Source organism: Pseudarthrobacter sp. NIBRBAC000502771 (assembly GCF_006517215.1).
GTDB lineage: Bacteria > Actinomycetota > Actinomycetes > Actinomycetales > Micrococcaceae > Arthrobacter > Arthrobacter niigatensis.
Genome location: NZ_CP041187.1, coordinates 2,521,090 through 2,538,540 on the forward strand (window position 1 = coordinate 2,521,090; position 17,451 = coordinate 2,538,540).

10 protein-coding genes, 2 tRNA genes and 1 pseudogene are annotated in these 17,451 nt (G+C 66.4%); 8 read left to right on the forward strand and 5 right to left on the reverse strand.

Annotated features, from left to right (window positions below):
- Positions 1-28: 28 nt before the first annotated feature.
- Complete coding sequence (locus NIBR502771_RS11860) at positions 29-1,300, reverse strand: macrolide 2'-phosphotransferase (RefSeq protein WP_141159932.1); 1,272 nt, start codon at positions 1,298-1,300, stop codon at positions 29-31.
- Between the two features lie 143 nt (positions 1,301-1,443).
- Between NIBR502771_RS11860 and nudC the strand changes: the two genes are divergently transcribed.
- The 3 genes and pseudogenes from nudC to NIBR502771_RS11875 all read left to right on the forward strand — a co-directional run bounded on the left by nudC (position 1,444) and on the right by NIBR502771_RS11875 (position 5,272).
- Positions 1,444-2,466: an NAD(+) diphosphatase gene (gene nudC / locus NIBR502771_RS11865; RefSeq protein ID WP_141159933.1), complete on the forward strand. Its 1,023-nt coding sequence runs from the start codon at positions 1,444-1,446 to the stop codon at positions 2,464-2,466.
- Positions 2,467-2,520: 54 nt separating this feature from the next.
- A pseudogene (locus NIBR502771_RS11870) lies at positions 2,521-4,655 on the forward strand (UvrD-helicase domain-containing protein).
- Positions 4,652-5,272 carry a M48 family metallopeptidase gene (locus NIBR502771_RS11875; protein ID WP_141159934.1) on the forward strand — a complete coding sequence of 207 codons (621 nt, stop codon included), beginning with the start codon at positions 4,652-4,654 and terminating at the stop codon, positions 5,270-5,272. Before NIBR502771_RS11870 ends, NIBR502771_RS11875 begins: the two are co-directional and overlap by 4 nt.
- Before the next feature lie 87 nt (positions 5,273-5,359).
- Here NIBR502771_RS11875 and NIBR502771_RS11880 read toward each other — a convergent pair whose 3' ends face one another.
- Positions 5,360-6,814, reverse strand: coding sequence for a zinc-dependent metalloprotease (locus tag NIBR502771_RS11880; RefSeq protein WP_141159935.1), 1,455 nt, complete (start codon positions 6,812-6,814; stop codon positions 5,360-5,362).
- 135 nt (positions 6,815-6,949) lie between these two features.
- Here NIBR502771_RS11880 and NIBR502771_RS11885 point away from each other — a divergent pair, with 135 nt between their 5' ends.
- From NIBR502771_RS11885 to NIBR502771_RS11905, 5 genes are all read left to right on the forward strand, one after another.
- Positions 6,950-8,116 (forward strand): PDZ domain-containing protein, encoded by a 1,167-nt coding sequence (locus NIBR502771_RS11885; protein WP_371706593.1) that lies wholly within the window; start codon positions 6,950-6,952, stop codon positions 8,114-8,116.
- Positions 8,117-8,278: 162 nt separating this feature from the next.
- Complete coding sequence (locus tag NIBR502771_RS11890; protein ID WP_210411408.1) at positions 8,279-11,278, forward strand: UPF0182 family protein; 3,000 nt, start codon at positions 8,279-8,281, stop codon at positions 11,276-11,278.
- Positions 11,279-11,396: 118 nt separating this feature from the next.
- Positions 11,397-11,470: transfer RNA gene (locus tag NIBR502771_RS11895), tRNA-Met, on the forward strand.
- Positions 11,471-11,602: 132 nt separating this feature from the next.
- Positions 11,603-11,676: transfer RNA gene (locus NIBR502771_RS11900), tRNA-Met, on the forward strand.
- A 139-nt stretch (positions 11,677-11,815) separates the two neighbouring features.
- Positions 11,816-12,748 (forward strand): cytochrome b/b6 domain-containing protein, encoded by a 933-nt coding sequence (locus NIBR502771_RS11905; protein WP_141159936.1) that lies wholly within the window; start codon positions 11,816-11,818, stop codon positions 12,746-12,748.
- Between the two features lie 16 nt (positions 12,749-12,764).
- On the opposite strand, the gene NIBR502771_RS11910 is transcribed toward NIBR502771_RS11905, so the two are convergent.
- The 3 genes from NIBR502771_RS11910 to NIBR502771_RS11920 all read right to left on the reverse strand — a co-directional run bounded on the left by NIBR502771_RS11910 (position 12,765) and on the right by NIBR502771_RS11920 (position 17,238).
- Positions 12,765-14,192, reverse strand: coding sequence for a deoxyribodipyrimidine photo-lyase (locus NIBR502771_RS11910; protein WP_141159937.1), 1,428 nt, complete (start codon positions 14,190-14,192; stop codon positions 12,765-12,767).
- A gap of 89 nt (positions 14,193-14,281) precedes the next feature.
- Positions 14,282-15,070 (reverse strand): PspA/IM30 family protein, encoded by a 789-nt coding sequence (locus tag NIBR502771_RS11915; protein WP_141159938.1) that lies wholly within the window; start codon positions 15,068-15,070, stop codon positions 14,282-14,284.
- Positions 15,071-15,177: 107 nt separating this feature from the next.
- Positions 15,178-17,238 (reverse strand): TPM domain-containing protein, encoded by a 2,061-nt coding sequence (locus NIBR502771_RS11920; protein WP_141159939.1) that lies wholly within the window; start codon positions 17,236-17,238, stop codon positions 15,178-15,180.
- Positions 17,239-17,451: the final 213 nt, after the last annotated feature.

Sequence of the window (17,451 nt, forward strand, 5' to 3'; positions counted from 1 at the left end):
TGGCGGCCGGGCGGGCCGCCCGGTCCTGTCAGCCCCGGTTGGCGTTGATGACCGAGATGGCAGCCGTGGACGTGTCGTCCGGACCCTTGGTTTCGCCAGGCCGGGATTCCCCGCCGGCAACTTCCGCCGGGGCTGGCTCCACGGGGATGGGCGTCACGTGCACGGCGGGCTCTGCCGCCATGGCAGGCAGTGTCTGCGGACCGGGCTTGTCCCCTGCTGCCGGTTTGGCGGGTAGCGGGATGACGGTCACGGCGGGGCTGACAGCAGAACTGCCGCCCTGGGGTGCGGGGGCGGTTGCCCCGGTTCCAGGCTGCGCCGGTGCGGGCACCGTGGTACCGGCGGGCGTGTCCTTGGCCGGGAGCGGTTCGACGCTGATCGGCTGGCCCCCGAATTCGGCGATGTCGCCGGCAAGGCTCTCCAGCATGTCTTCGGCCTCGCGGACCATGTCCTGGTCCCCGGCCGCCAGCCCTTTGACCAGGTATTGTGCCAGGGCAAACTCGGCAGACAGTGCGGCCCGGCGCAGCAAGTGCTGGTCCGGCACGTCGCGGCGGCTGGTGGTGTAGGACTTCAGGACAGCGTCAATGAAGTCCTGTTCGTTGGAGGCCACCAGCCAGGCGAAGTCGTCTGCCGGGTCGCCGATGCGAAGGTCTGTCCAGCCGGTTACTGCGGTAACCCGTCCCGATTCGACCAGCAGGTTGTCTTCGTGCAGGTCGCCGTGGACCACGCACGGGTTGAACCGCCAGAGGGACACGTCCTCCATGGCATGTTCCCAGCGGCGCAGCAGTGCGGCGGGAATCTTGCCCGTGGTTGCTGCCTGGTCCAGTTCGTTCAGCCGCCGTTGGCGGAACTCGTTGGGAGTGTAGCTGGGCAGGTCGGCATTGCTGACCAGGGACCGGGGGAGGTCGTGGACCGCGGCCAGCGCCGAGCCGATTTCGCGGGCGAGCCCGGCCGGTCCGGACGTCAGCTCCTCGACGCTGCGAGTGCTCCCGGACAGGTGTGAGTAGACGAACGTGGTAAGGCTTCCCAGCCGGACGCTGCCGGCGACGGTGGGCATCAGGAACGGCAGTTCCGCCCGGACGGCAGGAGCAAAGGCACGGAGCACCAGGAACTCCGTTTCCAGCCGTGCACTGGCTTCGGCGTGCCGCGGCGACCGGACCCGCCAGCGCTTGCCTTCCGAATCAAGGAGCAGGGCCGAATCGAAGTCCGCGGGGTCATCCGGCGCGGAGCTAACAGCTGTCGGGGTCAGCCCAGGGACTGCCGCGGTTGCAATCGCCGCCAGTTCAATCGGTTTTCTTCTCACCGTTCCACGGTAGATTGCGCGCCGTCCCAGACGGCGGTCTGGCCGCGGCGAGTCTCCAGATAGCTGCAATTAGGGGGTACCCGCAGTACGAACGAGCCCAGCCCTGAATGTGAAATGTCGGTGGCAGTCAGTACGGTGGAAGCATGAGCCACACGGAGTCCGTCCTACCCGTCCACCAGGCTGTGCCGGCCCCGCTGCCGGCGAACCACCTCGTGGACACCCTGCTCCCGGTGAGGCCGGCACTGGTGGACCGCGGGTCCGCCGCACGCATCAGGCCCGGGATGATCGATGACCTGCTGGCCGGGACAGACGCGGTGGCGGCAGTACTTTCAAGGCGGCAGGGCCTGGTGCGTGGGAGCAACCTGGTCCTGGTCAACGCCCGGGAGCTCCTGGACCGGCTCCAAGAGGCAGGATCAGCTCCGGAACTGGTGGTGTACCTGGGATCCGCACTGCCTGCCGCGGACATCCCGGCCGGGACCGAACTGCTGCTGTTTGTCCTGCCTGCACCTCCGGAGCCCGGCACCGCCGGCATTCCCGCGGATGCGTCCTGGGCAGGCTTCCGGGAAGTCGCCGGGGGCCTGACCACCACTTCCACAGCCTTGTTCGTTGAAGCCAGCGCGATTGCCAACTGGCACTCAGCCCATACGCATTGTCCCCGCTGCGGAACGCCCACCGATGTTGAAGCCGGCGGCTGGGTACGCCGGTGCCCGGCGGACAATTCTGAGCACTATCCCCGGACTGATCCCGCCATCATCGTCACCGTCGTCGGCCCGGACGGCCGGCTGCTCCTTGGCGGCGGCGGCCCCGTGGATGCCCGGAACTACTCCACGCTGGCCGGGTTCGTGGAGCCGGGGGAGTCTCTGGAGGAAGCCGTAGTCCGCGAGATCCACGAAGAGGTTGGTGTCCGGGTGACCGGCTGCCAATACCTCGGCTCCCAGTCGTGGCCGTTCCCGGCCTCCCTTATGCTTGGATTTACCGCCGTCACCGAGGACGCCCAGGCAACGCCCGACGGCGTGGAGGTCACCAGGGCCCGCTGGTTCAGCCGCGAGGAGCTCCAGGAAGCGGTGCTTAGTGGCGAGATCACGATTTCCAGCAGGCTCTCCATTGCCCGCTCCCTGATTGAGCACTGGTACGGCGGCCGGATCCAGGACCTGGCCGGCGCCTAAGTTATTCATCCACCAGACTCCAGCACGCGGTAGTCGAGAAATAAAGCAGCAGAAGTGACTACAGAACATTTTGACGGAGCAGCCTCCCTGGAGGACCGGATCCTTGGCGGGCTCGATGCCGAACAGCGTGAGGTGGCCAGTACGCTGGGCGGCCCGTTGTGCGTGCTGGCCGGCGCGGGGACCGGAAAGACCCGTGCCATCACCCACCGCATTGCCTATGGCGTGCACTCCGGTGTGTACAGCCCGCAGCGCCTGCTCGCGGTGACGTTTACTGCCCGGGCGGCGGCGGAGATGCGCAGCCGCCTGCGGGATCTGGGTGCGGGAAACGTGCAGGCCCGCACTTTCCACGCCGCGGCGCTGCGGCAGCTGCAGTTCTTCTGGCCGCAGGCCGTCGGCGGCACCCTGCCGAACTTGCTGGACCACAAGGCCCAGCTGCTTGCCGAGGCCGCCCGGCGGCTCCGGCTCAGCACTGACCGGGCTTCAATCCGGGATCTTGCCTCCGAGATCGAATGGGCCAAAGTCTCGATGTTGACCCCGGCCAATTACCTCGAAAACGCCCAGGGGAGGGGCGCGCCCGGTGGATTCGACCTCACTGCCGTGGCCCGCGTTTTCCAGTCGTACGAGGACGTCAAGACGGACCGCAACGTGATCGACTTCGAGGACGTCCTGCTGATCACGGTGGGCATCCTGCAGGAGGACGAGAAGGTGGCTGCCACGGTCCGGGAACAGTACCGCCACTTCGTGGTGGATGAGTACCAGGACGTTTCCCCGCTCCAGCAGCGGCTCCTGGAGCTCTGGTTGGGCGGCCGTGACGAATTGTGCGTGGTGGGTGATGCCAGCCAGACCATCTACTCCTTCACCGGCGCATCGCCCAGGCACCTGCTGGACTTCAAGGCCCGTTATCCGCAGGCCAACGTGGTCAAGCTCGTCCGGGACTACCGGTCCACCCCGCAGGTGGTGAAACTGGCCAACGACCTGCTGGCCGGACGGCGCAGTGGCGGCCCCGCCGCCGACGCCGCCTGGGCCGCCCCCTTCAGCTCGTGGCGCAGCGCCCCGCCGGCCCGGTGCCCCAGTTCACCGAATGCACGGATGACGAGGCAGAGGCCGCCACGGTGGCCCAGAAGATCAAGGCGCTGCTCGACGCCGGGACGCCGGCGAGCGAAGTAGCGGTCCTTTTCCGGACCAACGGCCAGTCCGAGGCCTACGAACAGGCGCTGGCTGCGGCAGGAATCGGCTACCAGCTCCGGGGCGGCGAACGCTTTTTCGCCCGCAAGGAGGTCCGGGACGCCATCCTCCAGCTCCGCGCAGCCACCCGGGCTGTTTCCGAAACCGACGCGCCGGAACCCCTGGGCCAGCTGGTGCGGGACATCGTCTCCTCCCTGGGCTACACGGATTCCGCTCCGCACAGCGGCGGGGCCTTGCGCGAGCGGTGGGAATCCCTGGCGGCGCTGGTGGCGCTCGCCGACGAACTCGTCCAAAACCGCGGCCCCCAGTTCGGCCTGGCGGACTTCGTCAACGAGCTCCAGGAACGCTCCCTGGCCCAGCATGCGCCGACAGTCCAGGGCGTTACCCTGGCGTCCCTCCACGCAGCCAAGGGCCTGGAATGGGATGCGGTCTTCCTGGTGGGGCTCAGCGAAGGCCTGATGCCCATCTCCTTTGCGGATTCACCCGAATCCGTGGATGAGGAACGGCGACTGCTCTATGTCGGCATCACCCGCGCCCGGGAACACCTCTACCTCTCCTGGAGCACAGCAAGGACTCCCGGCGGCCGCGCCAACCGGAAGCCGTCCCGGTTCCTGGACGGACTGCGGCCTGACTCGGTGGCCAGTTCAAGTGTCCGCGGGAAGGGTGCCCCGCCCCGCCGGAAGGCTGCCGCGCCTGCCGTATGCCGGGTGTGCGGCACCATGCTCGCCACCGGGGCCGAGCGCAAAGTGGGCCGCTGCAACGCGTGTCCGCCCAGCTACGAGGAACAGACCTTCGACGCGCTGCGGAACTGGCGCCGCGACGTCGCCCAGTCCGCGGACGTCCCCGCGTTCGTCGTGTTCACCGATGCCACCCTTACTGCGATTGCCGAGGCCCGGCCGGCCTCGCTGGAGGAACTGGCAGCCCTTGCCGGCGTCGGCCCCTCCAAGCTGGAAAAGTACGGCGAGGACGTCCTCCGGGTCCTGGTCGAAAGCTCCGTCCTGTGAGCCGGGGCACATCGGCGGGCAGCGGCACGCAGCAGCCAGTACCACAGGTCACCCCCGACGGCGCCCCCGTCGAGGTGCGGCGCTCTGCCCGCCGGACGCGGACGGTGGCTGCCTTCTGGGAGGACGGAACGGCGGTGGTCGCCATACCTGCTCGCTTTACCGCAGCCCAGGAACGGGAGTGGGTGCAGCGCATGCTGGCGAAGCTGCACAAGCAGGGGGAGCGGCGCGCTGCAGCGGGGCGCCGCCGCCCCGCGGGTGACGATGTTCTTGCCGCCCACGCCGCTCGGCTGTCGGCACAGTACCTCGGCGGCCGGCCAGTTCCCACATCCGTGCGCTGGGTCAGCAACCAGAACTCCCGGTGGGGCTCGGCTACGCCCGCCGACGGGACTATCCGGCTGTCGGACAAACTGCGGCCCATGCCGCAGTGGGTTATCGACTACGTGCTGCTGCACGAACTGGCCCATCTCCTGGTGGCCTCCCACAACGCGGCGTTCTGGGAGCTGCTGGAGGCATACCCGCAAACCCGGCGGGCCAAAGCATTCCTTGAGGGTGTTTCCTTCGCCACGGCCCGGGGGCTGGGCAGGGACGGCTCGGCAGGCAGCGGCGACGCCGACTAGTCCAAGTCCGGACCATCGAGCGGACTTAAACGCCCCGGCGGGCAAGGAAGGTCCTGGCCCGCCGGGGCGTTCATCTGCTACTACCCATCAGCTTTTGGGGTGGCCGGTTTCGCCGTCGTCGTCCTTACCGCCGGCGTCCCCGGTGTCCTTGGCGGCGTCCCCGGTGTCCGGGGCGCCGCGCTCTTCGGCGGAGGTATCGTCAAACCCGCCACTGAGCAGTTTCTGCAGGGCGTCGTCGACTTCGCTGTCGCTGGCTTCGGCGAGCTTGCGGCGTGAGCTGAAGCCCTTGGGATCGTCCAGGTCCTCGGCGGTGGGCAGCAGGTCGGGGTGGTGCCAAATGGCGTCGCGGCCCTCGATGCCGCGTTCGTCCTTCAGTGTGGCCCATAAGGTGGCGGCATCGCGCAGCCTCCTTGGCCGCAGCTCCAGCCCCACCAGGGAAGCGAAGGCGTGCTCCGCCGGACCGCCGGTTGCCCTGCGGCGCCGTACGGTCTCCCGCAGCGCACCGGCTGATGGCAGCACGTTCTCGGTGGCCGCCGCAGTCAGTTCGTCCACCCAGCCCTCCACCAGGGCCAGCGCCGTCTCAAGCTTCTCCAGGGCCTGTTCCTGCGCGGGGGTCCGTTGCGGCATGAAGACACCCTGGGACAGGGCTTCCTGGATGCCCTCGGGGTTGCTCGGATCAAGGTCACGGGCCAGTTCCTCGATGCGCGAGGTGTCGATGTGGATGCCGCGGGCGTAAGCCTCGATGGCGCCCAGCAGGTGTCCGCGCAGCCAGGGAACCTGCACGAAGAGCCGCGCGTGGGCTGCTTCCCGCACAGCCAGGAACAGGCGGATGTCGTTCTCCGGCAGGGACAGGCCCTCGCCGAAGGCCGCAACGTTTGCCGGCAGCAGCGCCATCTCGAGGTCGGCGAGCGGGACACCGATATCGGTGGAGCTCACTACGTCCTTGGACAGGGCACCTATGGCCTGGCCCAGCTGCATGCCGAAGATCGCGCCGCCCATGTTCTGCAGCATGGAGGAGGCGCCGCCCATCATGGACTTCATCTCCTCCGGCATCTGCTCCGTCATGGCGGAAGAGAGGGCGTTGGCGATGCTGTTGGCCACGGGTTCGGTCAACCGCTTCCAGGTGCCCAGGGTAGCCTCCACCCATTCCGCCCGCGACCAGGCTTTGCCGATCAGGCCGGTGGCGGGCAGGTCGGTGACCGGGTCCAGCCACAGTTCGGCAAGGCGAAGGGCCTCGTCCACGTCCCGGGACTGCTGCGCCGAAACCGACGGGTCGGAGGTTCCGGCGGCCACGCGACGGGCGTTGTCGTGGGCCAGGGTCCAGTTCACGGGGCCCTCTGATGGGGCGCTCATCATGGCCTGCACCTGGGAGAACATCTGGGCCAGCAGGTTGGGGTCGTCCGGCAGGCCGGCAGCCTTGGCCAGCTCGGAGGGGTCGAAGTTTTCCATCCCCTTGCCGCCCATCAGGTTCTGCAGCATTTCGGTCAACGGATCCTTGGGGGTGTCGTCGCCGTTGGACGGATTGAGTGGGTTGGAGGTCATGGTCCCGCCGATCGATGGTGTGACTGTTGATCAACCTTCACGGTACCCCGGTGGGGGTCGGCTGTCTGCCGCCCGCCGCCGTCGTTCGCTCTAGGCAAAGCACCCCGGCGTGCCTCCACCGCGTACTGTTGGTGGGTGACTACAACCCGTGGCGGCCACCCCTCCGAGGACCACGTTCCAGGCCTTTCCCCGTTCTCCAGCGCCGGCACGGCGGTTGCAGGCCACAGTCCCGGGGAGGACGACGGCGGGCGCCCCCGCAGACGGCTGTCCACGATGATGGTTGCCGGGCTGGCGGCGTTGGGGCTGGGAATAGCGGTGGGCACACTTCCAGTGCCGTATGTCATCGAATCGCCGGGGCCTACCTACAACACGCTGGGGCAAAGCCAGGGGCATCCCGTGATCAACGTCAGCGGCCACGAAACGTATCCCGCTGCCGGGAACCTGGACCTGACAACGGTGTACGTCGACGGCGGACCCACCGGATCCGTAAGCATCCTCAACGCCTTCTCCGCATGGCTGGACAGCTCCAAGGCCGTCTACCCGGTGGAACTGATCTACCCCACGGGAACCACCAAGGAGGAGGCCCAGGAGCAGAGCGCCGTGGCCATGGCCACGTCCCAGGAGAACGCCGTGGCCTCCGCCCTGAACGAACTCAAGATTCCTTTCGGCCAGCAGCTGCAGGCCGCGGGGCTGTCCAAGGACTCCGCATCCGCGGGAAAGATCCAGCAGGGGGACATCCTCAAGTCCATCAACGGCAAGGACATCACCTCGCTCGCCGTCATCCAGGATGAACTGGCTGCAGGGAAGGGAGCCCCGGCCGCGGTGACGGTGGAACGCGCCGGCCAGCCTGTCGCCCTTGAGGTGACGCCCAAAGACAATGGCCAGGGCCGCTTCATTCTCGGCGTCATGCTGAAGTACTTGTTCAGCTTCCCGTTCCAGGTGCAGATCTCGCTGGACAAGGTGGGCGGCCCCAGCGCCGGCCTGATGTTTTCACTGGGGATCATCGATACGGTGACGCCGGGCGACCTCACCGGCGGCAAGCACATCGCCGGCACCGGCACCATATCGCCGGACGGAACGGTGGGCCCCATTGGCGGCATCGGGCAGAAGATGCGGGGCGCGCGGTCCTCCGGTGCCACCCTCTTCCTGGCGCCCGCCGGCAACTGCGACGAGGTCGCCGGCCACATCCCGGGCGGCCTCCAAGTGGTGCGCGTGGAGAACCTCGGGGAGGCCCGGCACGCCGTGGAACTTGCCGGGAGCGGGCAGGACACATCCGCCCTCCCGGCGTGCACGGGCAAATAGGCCGCCTGCGCCATGCATAGACTGGGCCCAAACAGTTTCGACAGGAACTAAGCTTTACCGCCACTCGTGGCACTGATGACGGACGAAACCAGCCGTTTGACCGGTACCGTACGTCGCTCGCACGCTTCGAATGTCTCGACGACCAGCTATGAGGTACCCAGTTTGTCCCGTCCCGCCAGCACCACGTCCACAGGAAGGCCCCCATCGCGACGGGGAGCCCTGACGCCCACCCTCATCGTCGTCGCCCTGGTGGTAGTGGGCTTCATTTTCTTCGCCAACGTCTGGACCGACGTCCTCTGGTACCGGCAACTGGGCTTCATCCAGGTCTTCATCACCGAAAACCTCGCCAAGATCGCCACCTTCGTGGCCGGCTTCGCCATCATGTTCGCGGCGGTGTTCTTCTCCATCCGCATCGCCTACAACGCCCGCCCCGTCTACGCCCCGGACTCTGAGGTCCGGGACAACCTCAACCGCTACCAGGCCCAGCTGGAGCCGGTCCGCAGGATCGTGATGGTGGGCCTGCCGGTCCTCTTCGGACTCTTTGCGGGCAGCGCAGCCGCCAGCCAGTGGCAGAAAGTCCTGCTCTTCTTTAACCAGGTCGGCTTCGGGCAGACCGATCCGCAGTTCAAGATGGACATCAGCTTCTACCTGATGACCCTGCCTTTCCTTGGCTTCGTCACCGGGTTCCTGATCAGCGTCGTGGTGATCGCAGGCATCGCCGGCATCCTCACCCACTACCTCTACGGCAGCATCCGGCTGATGGAGCGCGGCGTGTTCACCAGCCGCGCGGCCCAGATCCACATCGCTGTTACCGGAGCCGCGTTCCTGGTGCTCCTGGGCGTCAACTTCTGGCTGGACCGTTATTCGTCCGTGCAGAGCAACGGCGGACGCTGGGCCGGCGCCCTTTACACCGATGTCAACGCCGTCATCCCCACCAAGGCCATCCTCGCCGTCGCGGCCGCCCTGGTAGCCATCCTCTTTATCGTTGCCGCCGTCATTGGCCGCTGGCGCCTGCCGGTGATCGGTACCGCCATGCTGATCATCACCTCCATCCTGGCCGGCGGTGTCTACCCGTGGGTGATCCAGCAGTTCCAGGTCCGGCCTTCTGAGCAGACACTGGAAAGCCAGTACATCCAGCGCAACATCGAAAACACCCGCAAGGCCTACGGCCTGGACGCCATCCAGGAAACCCGGTACGACGCCACCAACAACGCCACCACTGGTGCCCTCGCGCCGGACGCGCAGACCACGGCCAACATCCGGCTCCTGGACCCGAACCTGATTTCCGACGCGTTCGCGCAGCTGGAACAGTACCGCCCGTACTACCAGTTCCCCAAGGCCCTGAACGTGGACCGCTACGAGGTGGACGGAAAGATCCAGGACACCGTGATCGCGGTGCGGGAACTGAACCCCGCCAACGTGGCCACCAACCAGCAGGGCTGGCTGAACCAGCACGTGGTGTACACCCACGGCTACGGGGTGGTGGCGGCCAAGGGCAACAAGTTCACCGTCGACGGCAAGCCGGAATTCCTCCAGTCCGGCATTCCCTCCACCGGCGTGCTGGGCAACGACACCACCTACGAACCGCGGATCTACTTCGGTGAGTCGTCTCCTGAGTATTCAATCGTGGGCGCGCCCGACGGCGCCACGCCGCGCGAGCAGGACCGCCCCTCCGGCAAGGAAGGGGAGGGTGAGACCCAATACACGTTCAAGGGCAACGGCGGCCCGAACGTCGGCTCGTTCTTCAACAAGATCCTCTACGCCATCAAGTTCCAGTCTTCGGACCTGCTGCTCTCCGATGGCGTGAACCCGGAGTCGCAGATCCTCTACGACCGCAGCCCCCGGGAGCGGGTCCAGAAGGTGGCCCCGTACCTGACGGTTGACGGCGGCGCCTACCCGGCGCTGGTGGACGGCCGTGTGAAGTGGATCGTGGACGGCTACACCACCAGCCAGTACTTCCCCTACTCGCAGCAGAAGCAGTTGTCGGATGCCACCGCCGATTCGCAGACGAGCTCCGGCCGCGCCGTGGCCCTGCCCAACAGCACGGTGAACTACATCCGCAACTCGGTCAAGGCCACCGTGGACGCCTACGACGGCTCGGTCACCCTTTATGCCTGGGACGACACGGACCCGGTCCTCAAGGCGTGGCAGAAGGTCTTCCCCTCATCGCTGAAGCCATACTCGGAGATGTCTGGCGCACTGATGAGCCACGTCCGCTACCCGGAGGACCTGTTCAAGGTCCAGCGGGAGCTCCTGGGGCAGTACCACGTCACGGATCCCACCAGCTTCTACAAGAACAACGACGTCTGGAGCACGCCGGCTGACCCCACCGTGTCGACGGACGTCAAGCAGCCGCCGTTCTACATGTCGCTGCAGATGCCGGACCAGCAAAAGCCGGCATTCCAGCTGACGTCGTCCTTCATCCCGCAGATCGTGAACGGCAATGCCCGCAACGTCCTGTACGGGTTCCTCGCCGCGGATTCGGATGCCGGCAACCAGGCCGGCGTGAAGGCTGACGGCTATGGAAAGCTGCGGCTGCTCCAGATCCCGCCGGAAACACAGGTGCCCGGTCCGGGACAGGCGCAAAACAAGTTCAACTCCGACCCCACCGTCTCCCAGGCACTCAACCTGCTGCGGCAGGGTGCGTCCGACGTGCTGAACGGCAACCTGCTCACCTTGCCGGTGGGCGGCGGCATCCTCTACGTCCAGCCGGTCTACCTCAAGTCGACCGGTGAGACGTCATACCCCACCTTGCAGCGCGTACTGGTGGCCTTCGGTGACAAGGTGGGCTTCGCGCCAACCCTCGACGCGGCCCTCAAGCAGCTCTTCGGTGGTGATTCGGGAGCAGCCGCGGGAGACTCCGCCAACAACGGCCAAACACCGGCCGGCCCGTCTGCCCCTGCAACCCCCGCGGAGGCCGATGCCAAGGCCCAGTTGAAGGCGGCGTTGGACGAGGCAAACTCCGCTATCCAGGCAGGCCAGACGGCGCTGGCTGCGGGTGACTTCGCCGCTTACGGCGACGCGCAGAAGAAGGTTTCGGCTGCGCTGAAGAAGGCGATGGATGCCGAGGCGAAGATTCCGGCCACCGCTCCTGCGGCCAGCCCGGCTCCTTCGCCTTCCGGGTCGCCTTCTGCGTCGCCGTCCCCGTCGGCAGGGCAGTAGTACGACGACGGCCCCACGGCATCCGGTCCGGCAGGACCGGGTGCCGTGGCGGCGTGTTGGACGTCACGCCGCCACGATTTGGCCTGCGGTTCACCTCCCGGTAAAGTAGATTCTGCGACGCGGGGTGGAGCAGTTCGGTAGCTCGCTGGGCTCATAACCCAGAGGTCACAGGTTCAAATCCTGTCCCCGCAACTGAGGAAAGGCCCGGATATTGGAAACAATGTCCGGGCCTTTTGCTTTCCCGCTGCAGTGGTATTTCCCGGACGTGGATGGCGGGCCTGTGGTCGGAGGCGCCGCCAAAGTAGGGTAGTCTTGATCAAGCGACGCGGGGTGGAGCAGTTCGGTAGCTCGCTGGGCTCATAACCCAGAGGTCACAGGTTCAAATCCTGTCCCCGCAACTTATGAAGGCCCCGGCCGGCAGTTATGCCGGCCGGGGCCTTTCCTTTTCCTTGGAAGCGGCCAGTTCCTAGTATTCTCTTTCGAAGGGTCCGCGATCTGCGGGCAGCCCCCAGTCATTCCTGAGAGGTATGTTGTTCGATGGCCACACCCACCAAGAAGCCCGGCTCCGCGACGGGTAAGCGGTCCCGGCTTTACTGGATGGTTCCCGCCGTCCTTGTGGCACTGGTCCTGGTGGTCCTGGTCGCCAGGCTGATCGTGGGGCTGCCGGCCGTGGCATCCTTCCTCGCAGACTATCCGGGCCAGTCCCAGCTGCCGGATGACGCGCCCGTGGGCTTCCCGGCATGGCTGGCGTGGCAGCACTTCCTTAACGCGTTCTTCCTGCTCCTGATCATCCGTACCGGGTGGCAGGTGCGGACCACCACGCGCCCCAGCGGTCACTGGACCCGGAACAACAAGGGCCTGATCCGTACCAGGAACGCCCCTACCAAGATCAGCCTTGAGCTCTGGTTTCACCTGACCCTGGATGCGCTCTGGATCCTTAATGGGCTCGTGTTCGCGGTCCTGCTCTTCGCCAGCGGCCAGTGGATGCGCATTGTCCCCACCAGCTGGGATGTCTTCCCCAATGCCGTGTCCGCCGCGCTGCAGTACGCGTCGCTGGACTGGCCCACCGAGGACGGGTGGATCAACTACAACGCGCTGCAGCTCCTTACGTACTTCGCCACCGTCTTCATCGCCGCGCCACTGGCGTTCATCACCGGGCTGCGGATGTCGTCGGCGTGGCCCAAGAAGGCGCCGGCCCTGAACAAGGCCTACCCGATCGAGTGGGCCCGCGCGGTCCATTTCCCGGTGATGGTCTACTTTGTGGCGTTCATCGTGGTCCACGTCTTCCTGGTGCTTGCCACGGGTGCGCTGCGGAACCTGAACCACATGTACGGGGGGAGCGACGACGACGGCTGGTTCGGGTTCTGGGTCTTTGCCGCGTCCGTGGCGGTCATGGTGGCAGCCTGGTTCCTGGCGCGGCCGATCTTCCTGCGGCCCATCGCCTCCCTGATGGGCAAAGTCAGCCGCTGACGCGGATCCGGCGCGGTCAGGCGTTCTTGATCGTCTGGTAGGCGTCCAGGGCCCGTTCCCGGGATTCCGGCAGGTCCACGAGCGGTTGGGGGTAGCCGTCGGTGTCTGCTGCCCATGGTTCGTGGATTTCCTTGCCTTTGAGTTCCCGGAGTTCGGGGATGAAGGCCCGCAGGTAGCGGCCGTCGGCGTCGAACTTCTTGCTTTGGGTCACCGGGTTGAAGATCCGGTAGTACGGTGAGGCGTCCGCGCCCGAGCCCGCCACCCACTGCCAGTTGGCGGGGTTGTTCGCAGCGTCGGCGTCAACCAGGGTGTCCCAGAACCATTCCTCCCCGATCCTCCAGTCGGTCAGGAGGTTTTTGACCAGGAATGAAGCGGCGGCCATCCTCACCCGGTTGTGCATCCAGCCTGTCTGCCAGAGTTGCCGCATGCCGGCGTCCACCAGTGGGTAGCCGGTGTTTCCCTGCTGCCACGCGGTGAGCTCCTGACGGTTGGGGGAGGCCCACGGGAAGTTGTCGAAGGCGGGCCGGAAGTTGCGGGTGGCCAGGTCGGGGTTGTGGTACAGCAGGTGCCAGTTGAACTCCCGCCAGCCCAGTTCGGCCCGGTAAGTACCTACGTCCGAGGGCACCTTGCGTGGATGCCGGCGACGGATCTCCCGCCACACGCGGAACGGGCTCACCTCACCGAAGCGCAGATGCGGTGACAGCCGGCTGGTGCCCTCGGTTCCAGGCAGGTTCCGGCCTGTGCCGTATTCCTCGATGGGACCGTCAAGGAAGTCCTCAAGCCGGTCCAGGGCCCCTTTTTCGCCGGGTATCCACGTGGCGGCCAGTCCGGCGCTCCAATCGGGTTTAGATGGCAGGAGCTCCCAGCTGCTGAGAGTCTCGCTGCCCGGCAGGCCTTTCCCTGCAGGCGCAGGACCAGGTAACCCGTCCGGTGCCTCGTGGGGGTCACGGATGTCCTGGGATGCCAGGCACGCCCGCCAGAAGGGCGAATAGACCTTGTAGGGCCCGCCCGCCCCTGTCTTCACCGTCCAGGGCTCGAAGAGGAGGTTCGCCTGGTAACTGGCGGCCTCGATCCCGTTCCCGGCCGCCCAGTCCTTGAGCCCGGCGTCGATAGTGCGTTCGGGTTGCCCGTAGCGGCGGTTCCAGAAGATGTGGCTGGCCTGCGTCCGGACGGCAAGGTCCTTGATAACGTCGGCGGCCCGACCACGCCGGAGGACCAGCCGGGATCCCTTGCTTTCAAGATCTGCGGCCAGTGCGGACAGGGAGTGGTGCAGCCACCAGCGCGCAGCCCCGCCAAGGGGCCGCACGCCGTCGGATTCCTCGTCCAGGATGTAGGCCACCGTCAGTGGTGCGCCCCGGCGGGCGGCCTCTGCCATTGCAGGGTTGTCGTCCAGTCGCAGGTCATCGCGCAGCCAGACCAGGGATGTGCCATCGGAAGAAGTCATGGCACCACGCTACACACAGCGGACGCAGCAATGGCCGGGACCCCGGTCCCGGCCATTGCCGTCGTTCCGCCGAAGCCCTGCTCCGGACTTCAGAGTTTGTCGAAGTCGGCTTCGTCGACGGTGGATCCGGTCGATGCGGGGCTCGCGGCGCCAAGAGCCGGCTTGGAGTTTCCGGCCTTGAGGGCCGCCAGCCGGGCTTCGATTTCCGTCTGCTCGCCCAGGTCCTCGAGTTGGTTGAACTGGGCGTCCAAACTGGAGGCTGCAAGCTCCTGCTGTCCGCGGACCTTGGCTTCTTCGCGGCGGATCTTTTCCTCGAAGCGGCCAACCTCGCTGGTGGGGTCCATGATGTCGATGCTCTTGATGGCGTCATGGACCTGGGACTGCGCCGCTGCAGTCTTGGACCTGGCAACGAGCTCGTTGCGCTTGCTGGTCAGCTGGTTGAGCTTGTTCTTCATCTGCTCAAGGCCGGTCTTCAGCTTGTCCACCACTTCCCGCTGGGAGGCAATGCTGGGCTCGGCACCCTTGGCTTCGCTTTCGGCCGCCATCTGGCGCTGCAGCGCAACCTTGGCCAGGTTGTCGAACTTCTCGGCGTCGGCTACGTCGCCGGCCGCACGGAATTCGTCTGCCTTGCGCGAGGCGGCAAGTGCCTTGTTTCCCCAATCGTGGGCGTTCTTGACGTCCTCGTTGTAATCGTCTTCAAGCATCCGGAGGTTGCCGATGGTCTGCGCCACGGCCGACTCGGCTTCCGCGATGTTGTTGGTGTAGTCGCGGACCATCTGGTCCAGCATCTTCTGCGGATCTTCGGCGTTGTCCAGCAAGGAGTTGATGTTCGCCTTTGCCAGCTGCGCGATCCGGCCGAAAATGGACTGTTTAACCATGGTGTTTGCCTTTCGTCCTGCTCTGTGTTGACCACTGGAACCGGTGCACAGTGGTGTCCTGCGTCTGTCCGCCAGCCGGGATCTTCCGGCGTGTCCGGCGGAAGTCTCTAGAAACTGCCGGAGTCGCCGCCGCCGAAATCGCCGCCGCCGAATCCACCTGAGTCCCCGCCCCAGCCGCCACCGCCGCCGCCGCCGTCACCCCAGCCGCCGCCACCGCCGCCGCCCCAGCCTCCGTGGCCCCCGTTGAGGATGGAGTTGATCAGGATGCCGCCCAGGATGGCGCCGCCCAGTCCGCCGCCGCCTCCGCCGCCGAACATGCCGCCGCGGCCGAAGCCCTGGTTGGCGTACCCGTCGAAGTGGTCCACATCGGCCTGCGCCAGTTGCGCGGCCTGCGCTGCCAGGGCATGTGCCTGCTGTGCGTAGGTGAGCGCCGTCACCGGATCGGTGCGGGAGATGGACAGCGCGTAGTCGAGGTTCCGCTGGGACTCAGCCAGCCGGGTGCGTGCCTCGGTGCCCACGCCGCCGCGCCGGGCCGTGATGTAGTCGGAGGTGGCGCTGATCTGGGCCTGTGCCGACATGATGGTCTGCTGCAGGGATGCCTGCGCACGCCGGGCCTGTTCCTGCTGGTCACGGATTCCGGTAAGGGCCTGGTCCAAGGATTGGTGGGCGGTTTCAACCCGCTGCAGGGTGGCAATGGGGTCGATCCGTCCGCCCTGGATTTCGGACTTCACCTGCGCCAGGGCGGCCTCCACCGCGGCTACCGGACCAGCCAGCTCAGGATGGGCGCCGGACTGGATAATGGCCTTTGCCTGGGCCAGGTCCTGGGATGTGTCCACGACGGCCGCTTCGATTCCGTTCCGTGCTTTATCAAGGTTGGCGGCCACTTTCGCGATCGCTTCCAGCAGGACGTTGGTTTGGTGCAGGCTTTCCTCGGCCGCGCGGACGGCCACGGCGGCCAGGCTTCCTTCCCCCTCACTGAGCTTCTGCTGGGCGGTTTCGGAAGCGTTCTGCACGAAGGCCAGCCGTTCCTTGGCCTGCACGATGTTGTCCGAGACCTGGGCCAGCGCGCTGTCCGCGTACTTGGCCCGCATTTCCTGCAGGGAGTTTTCGGCGCTGGAGATCCTGCCGTCGGCCTCGCGGGCCCCGGCGTTGACGGCTGCCAGGGCCTGGGGCGCGTTCTTCTCCAGCTCGCGCAGGGAATCGAAATCGGCCTTCTGCTCCTGGAGGGATTCGAGGGCGGCCTCGGAGCGGCGGATGATCTCGCCCAGCCAGGTCCGTTGCTGTTCCTCCGTATCCGGAATGTGGTCGTCGAGCTGCTGCTGCAGCTTGAAGGATTCCGTCATGTGGGCTTTAGCTTCGTCCAGGGCCTTGGTGAAGTTTCCGACGGCGGAATCCCCGTACTGCGCCTGCGCGAAGCCGAGTTCCTGCTCGCTGGATTTGATGGCGTCATCCGCTTCGATCAGCAGGGAACCGCTCTTGCGGCGCAATTCCTCGACGCTGAGCGATGCCAGCGGGTCCAGCTCGGCGCCCTGCGGGCCGTAGCTTCCGCTGGATGCCGCCTGCCCTGCGGCCTTCTTCCGGCGGTTGCGGTAAAACAGGTAGGCGCCGCCACCGGCGACCACCACGCCTGCCCCCACCAGGATGCCGGCGCCGGCACCGCCATCCGATGAGACACTGCCGCTTCCGCCGCCGGCGGCATCGCCTACAGCGGCAGCGGTGTCAATGGCCGCCTGGGCGTAGTCCTTCTTGCCGCCGGCGAGGTTGGCTACCACCGCATTCTGGGTGATGTTGCTGCGCTTGGAGTAGATGGCGCTGGCCGAGTTGGGGGAGAAGTAGTACTTGCCCTGGTCGGTAGCGATGGCGAGGATGACGTCCGCCTTGCCCATGCCCTTGGAGGTGGCCACGGCCTGGCTCCAGGCGGTGGGATCAGAAGGGTTCTCGAACGACTTCACGGTGACAACGTAAAGGTTGTACTTGTGGTCCTTCAGCAGCTTCTGGATGGCATCCTGGACCTCACCCTTCCGGCTGCCCAAAACGTTGGCATTGTCAACGATGTTGGTTCCGGGGGAAATGGTTACCGGGTCTTCGGCCCAGGCAGCACCGGCGGGGACCGCAAGCAGCCCGGCAAGGCCGATCACGGCGAGGATACGTTTGAACTTTGACCGCATGTGCAACCCTTCAGCACGCCTGACACCGATTCGGGACGAATCAGTCGTCGAATCCAGCAGCGCCCCCACGCTTGGTGTGAAGCCGCAGGTCGCTGTGGCAATTCATCTTGATTCTATGGTGCACCCCACAGCCAGTCCATGCGGCCGAATATGCCGCCAGCGAAACGGTGCGCGGGTCCGCTTGGCGTTCAGGAAGCTTTCAGCAAACATCCG

Excerpts from the sequence above, each read along its gene's own strand:
- nudC (WP_141159933.1), top strand. The coding sequence starts at position 1,444 with ATGAGCCACACGGAGTCCGTCCTACCCGTCCACCAGGCTGTGCCGGCC.
- NIBR502771_RS11880 (WP_141159935.1), bottom strand. The coding sequence starts at position 6,814 with ATGACCTCCAACCCACTCAATCCGTCCAACGGCGACGACACCCCCAAG.
- NIBR502771_RS11905 (WP_141159936.1), top strand. The coding sequence starts at position 11,816 with ATGGCCACACCCACCAAGAAGCCCGGCTCCGCGACGGGTAAGCGGTCC.
- NIBR502771_RS11910 (WP_141159937.1), bottom strand. The coding sequence starts at position 14,192 with ATGACTTCTTCCGATGGCACATCCCTGGTCTGGCTGCGCGATGACCTG.
- NIBR502771_RS11915 (WP_141159938.1), bottom strand. The coding sequence starts at position 15,070 with ATGGTTAAACAGTCCATTTTCGGCCGGATCGCGCAGCTGGCAAAGGCG.
- NIBR502771_RS11920 (WP_141159939.1), bottom strand. The coding sequence starts at position 17,238 with ATGCGGTCAAAGTTCAAACGTATCCTCGCCGTGATCGGCCTTGCCGGG.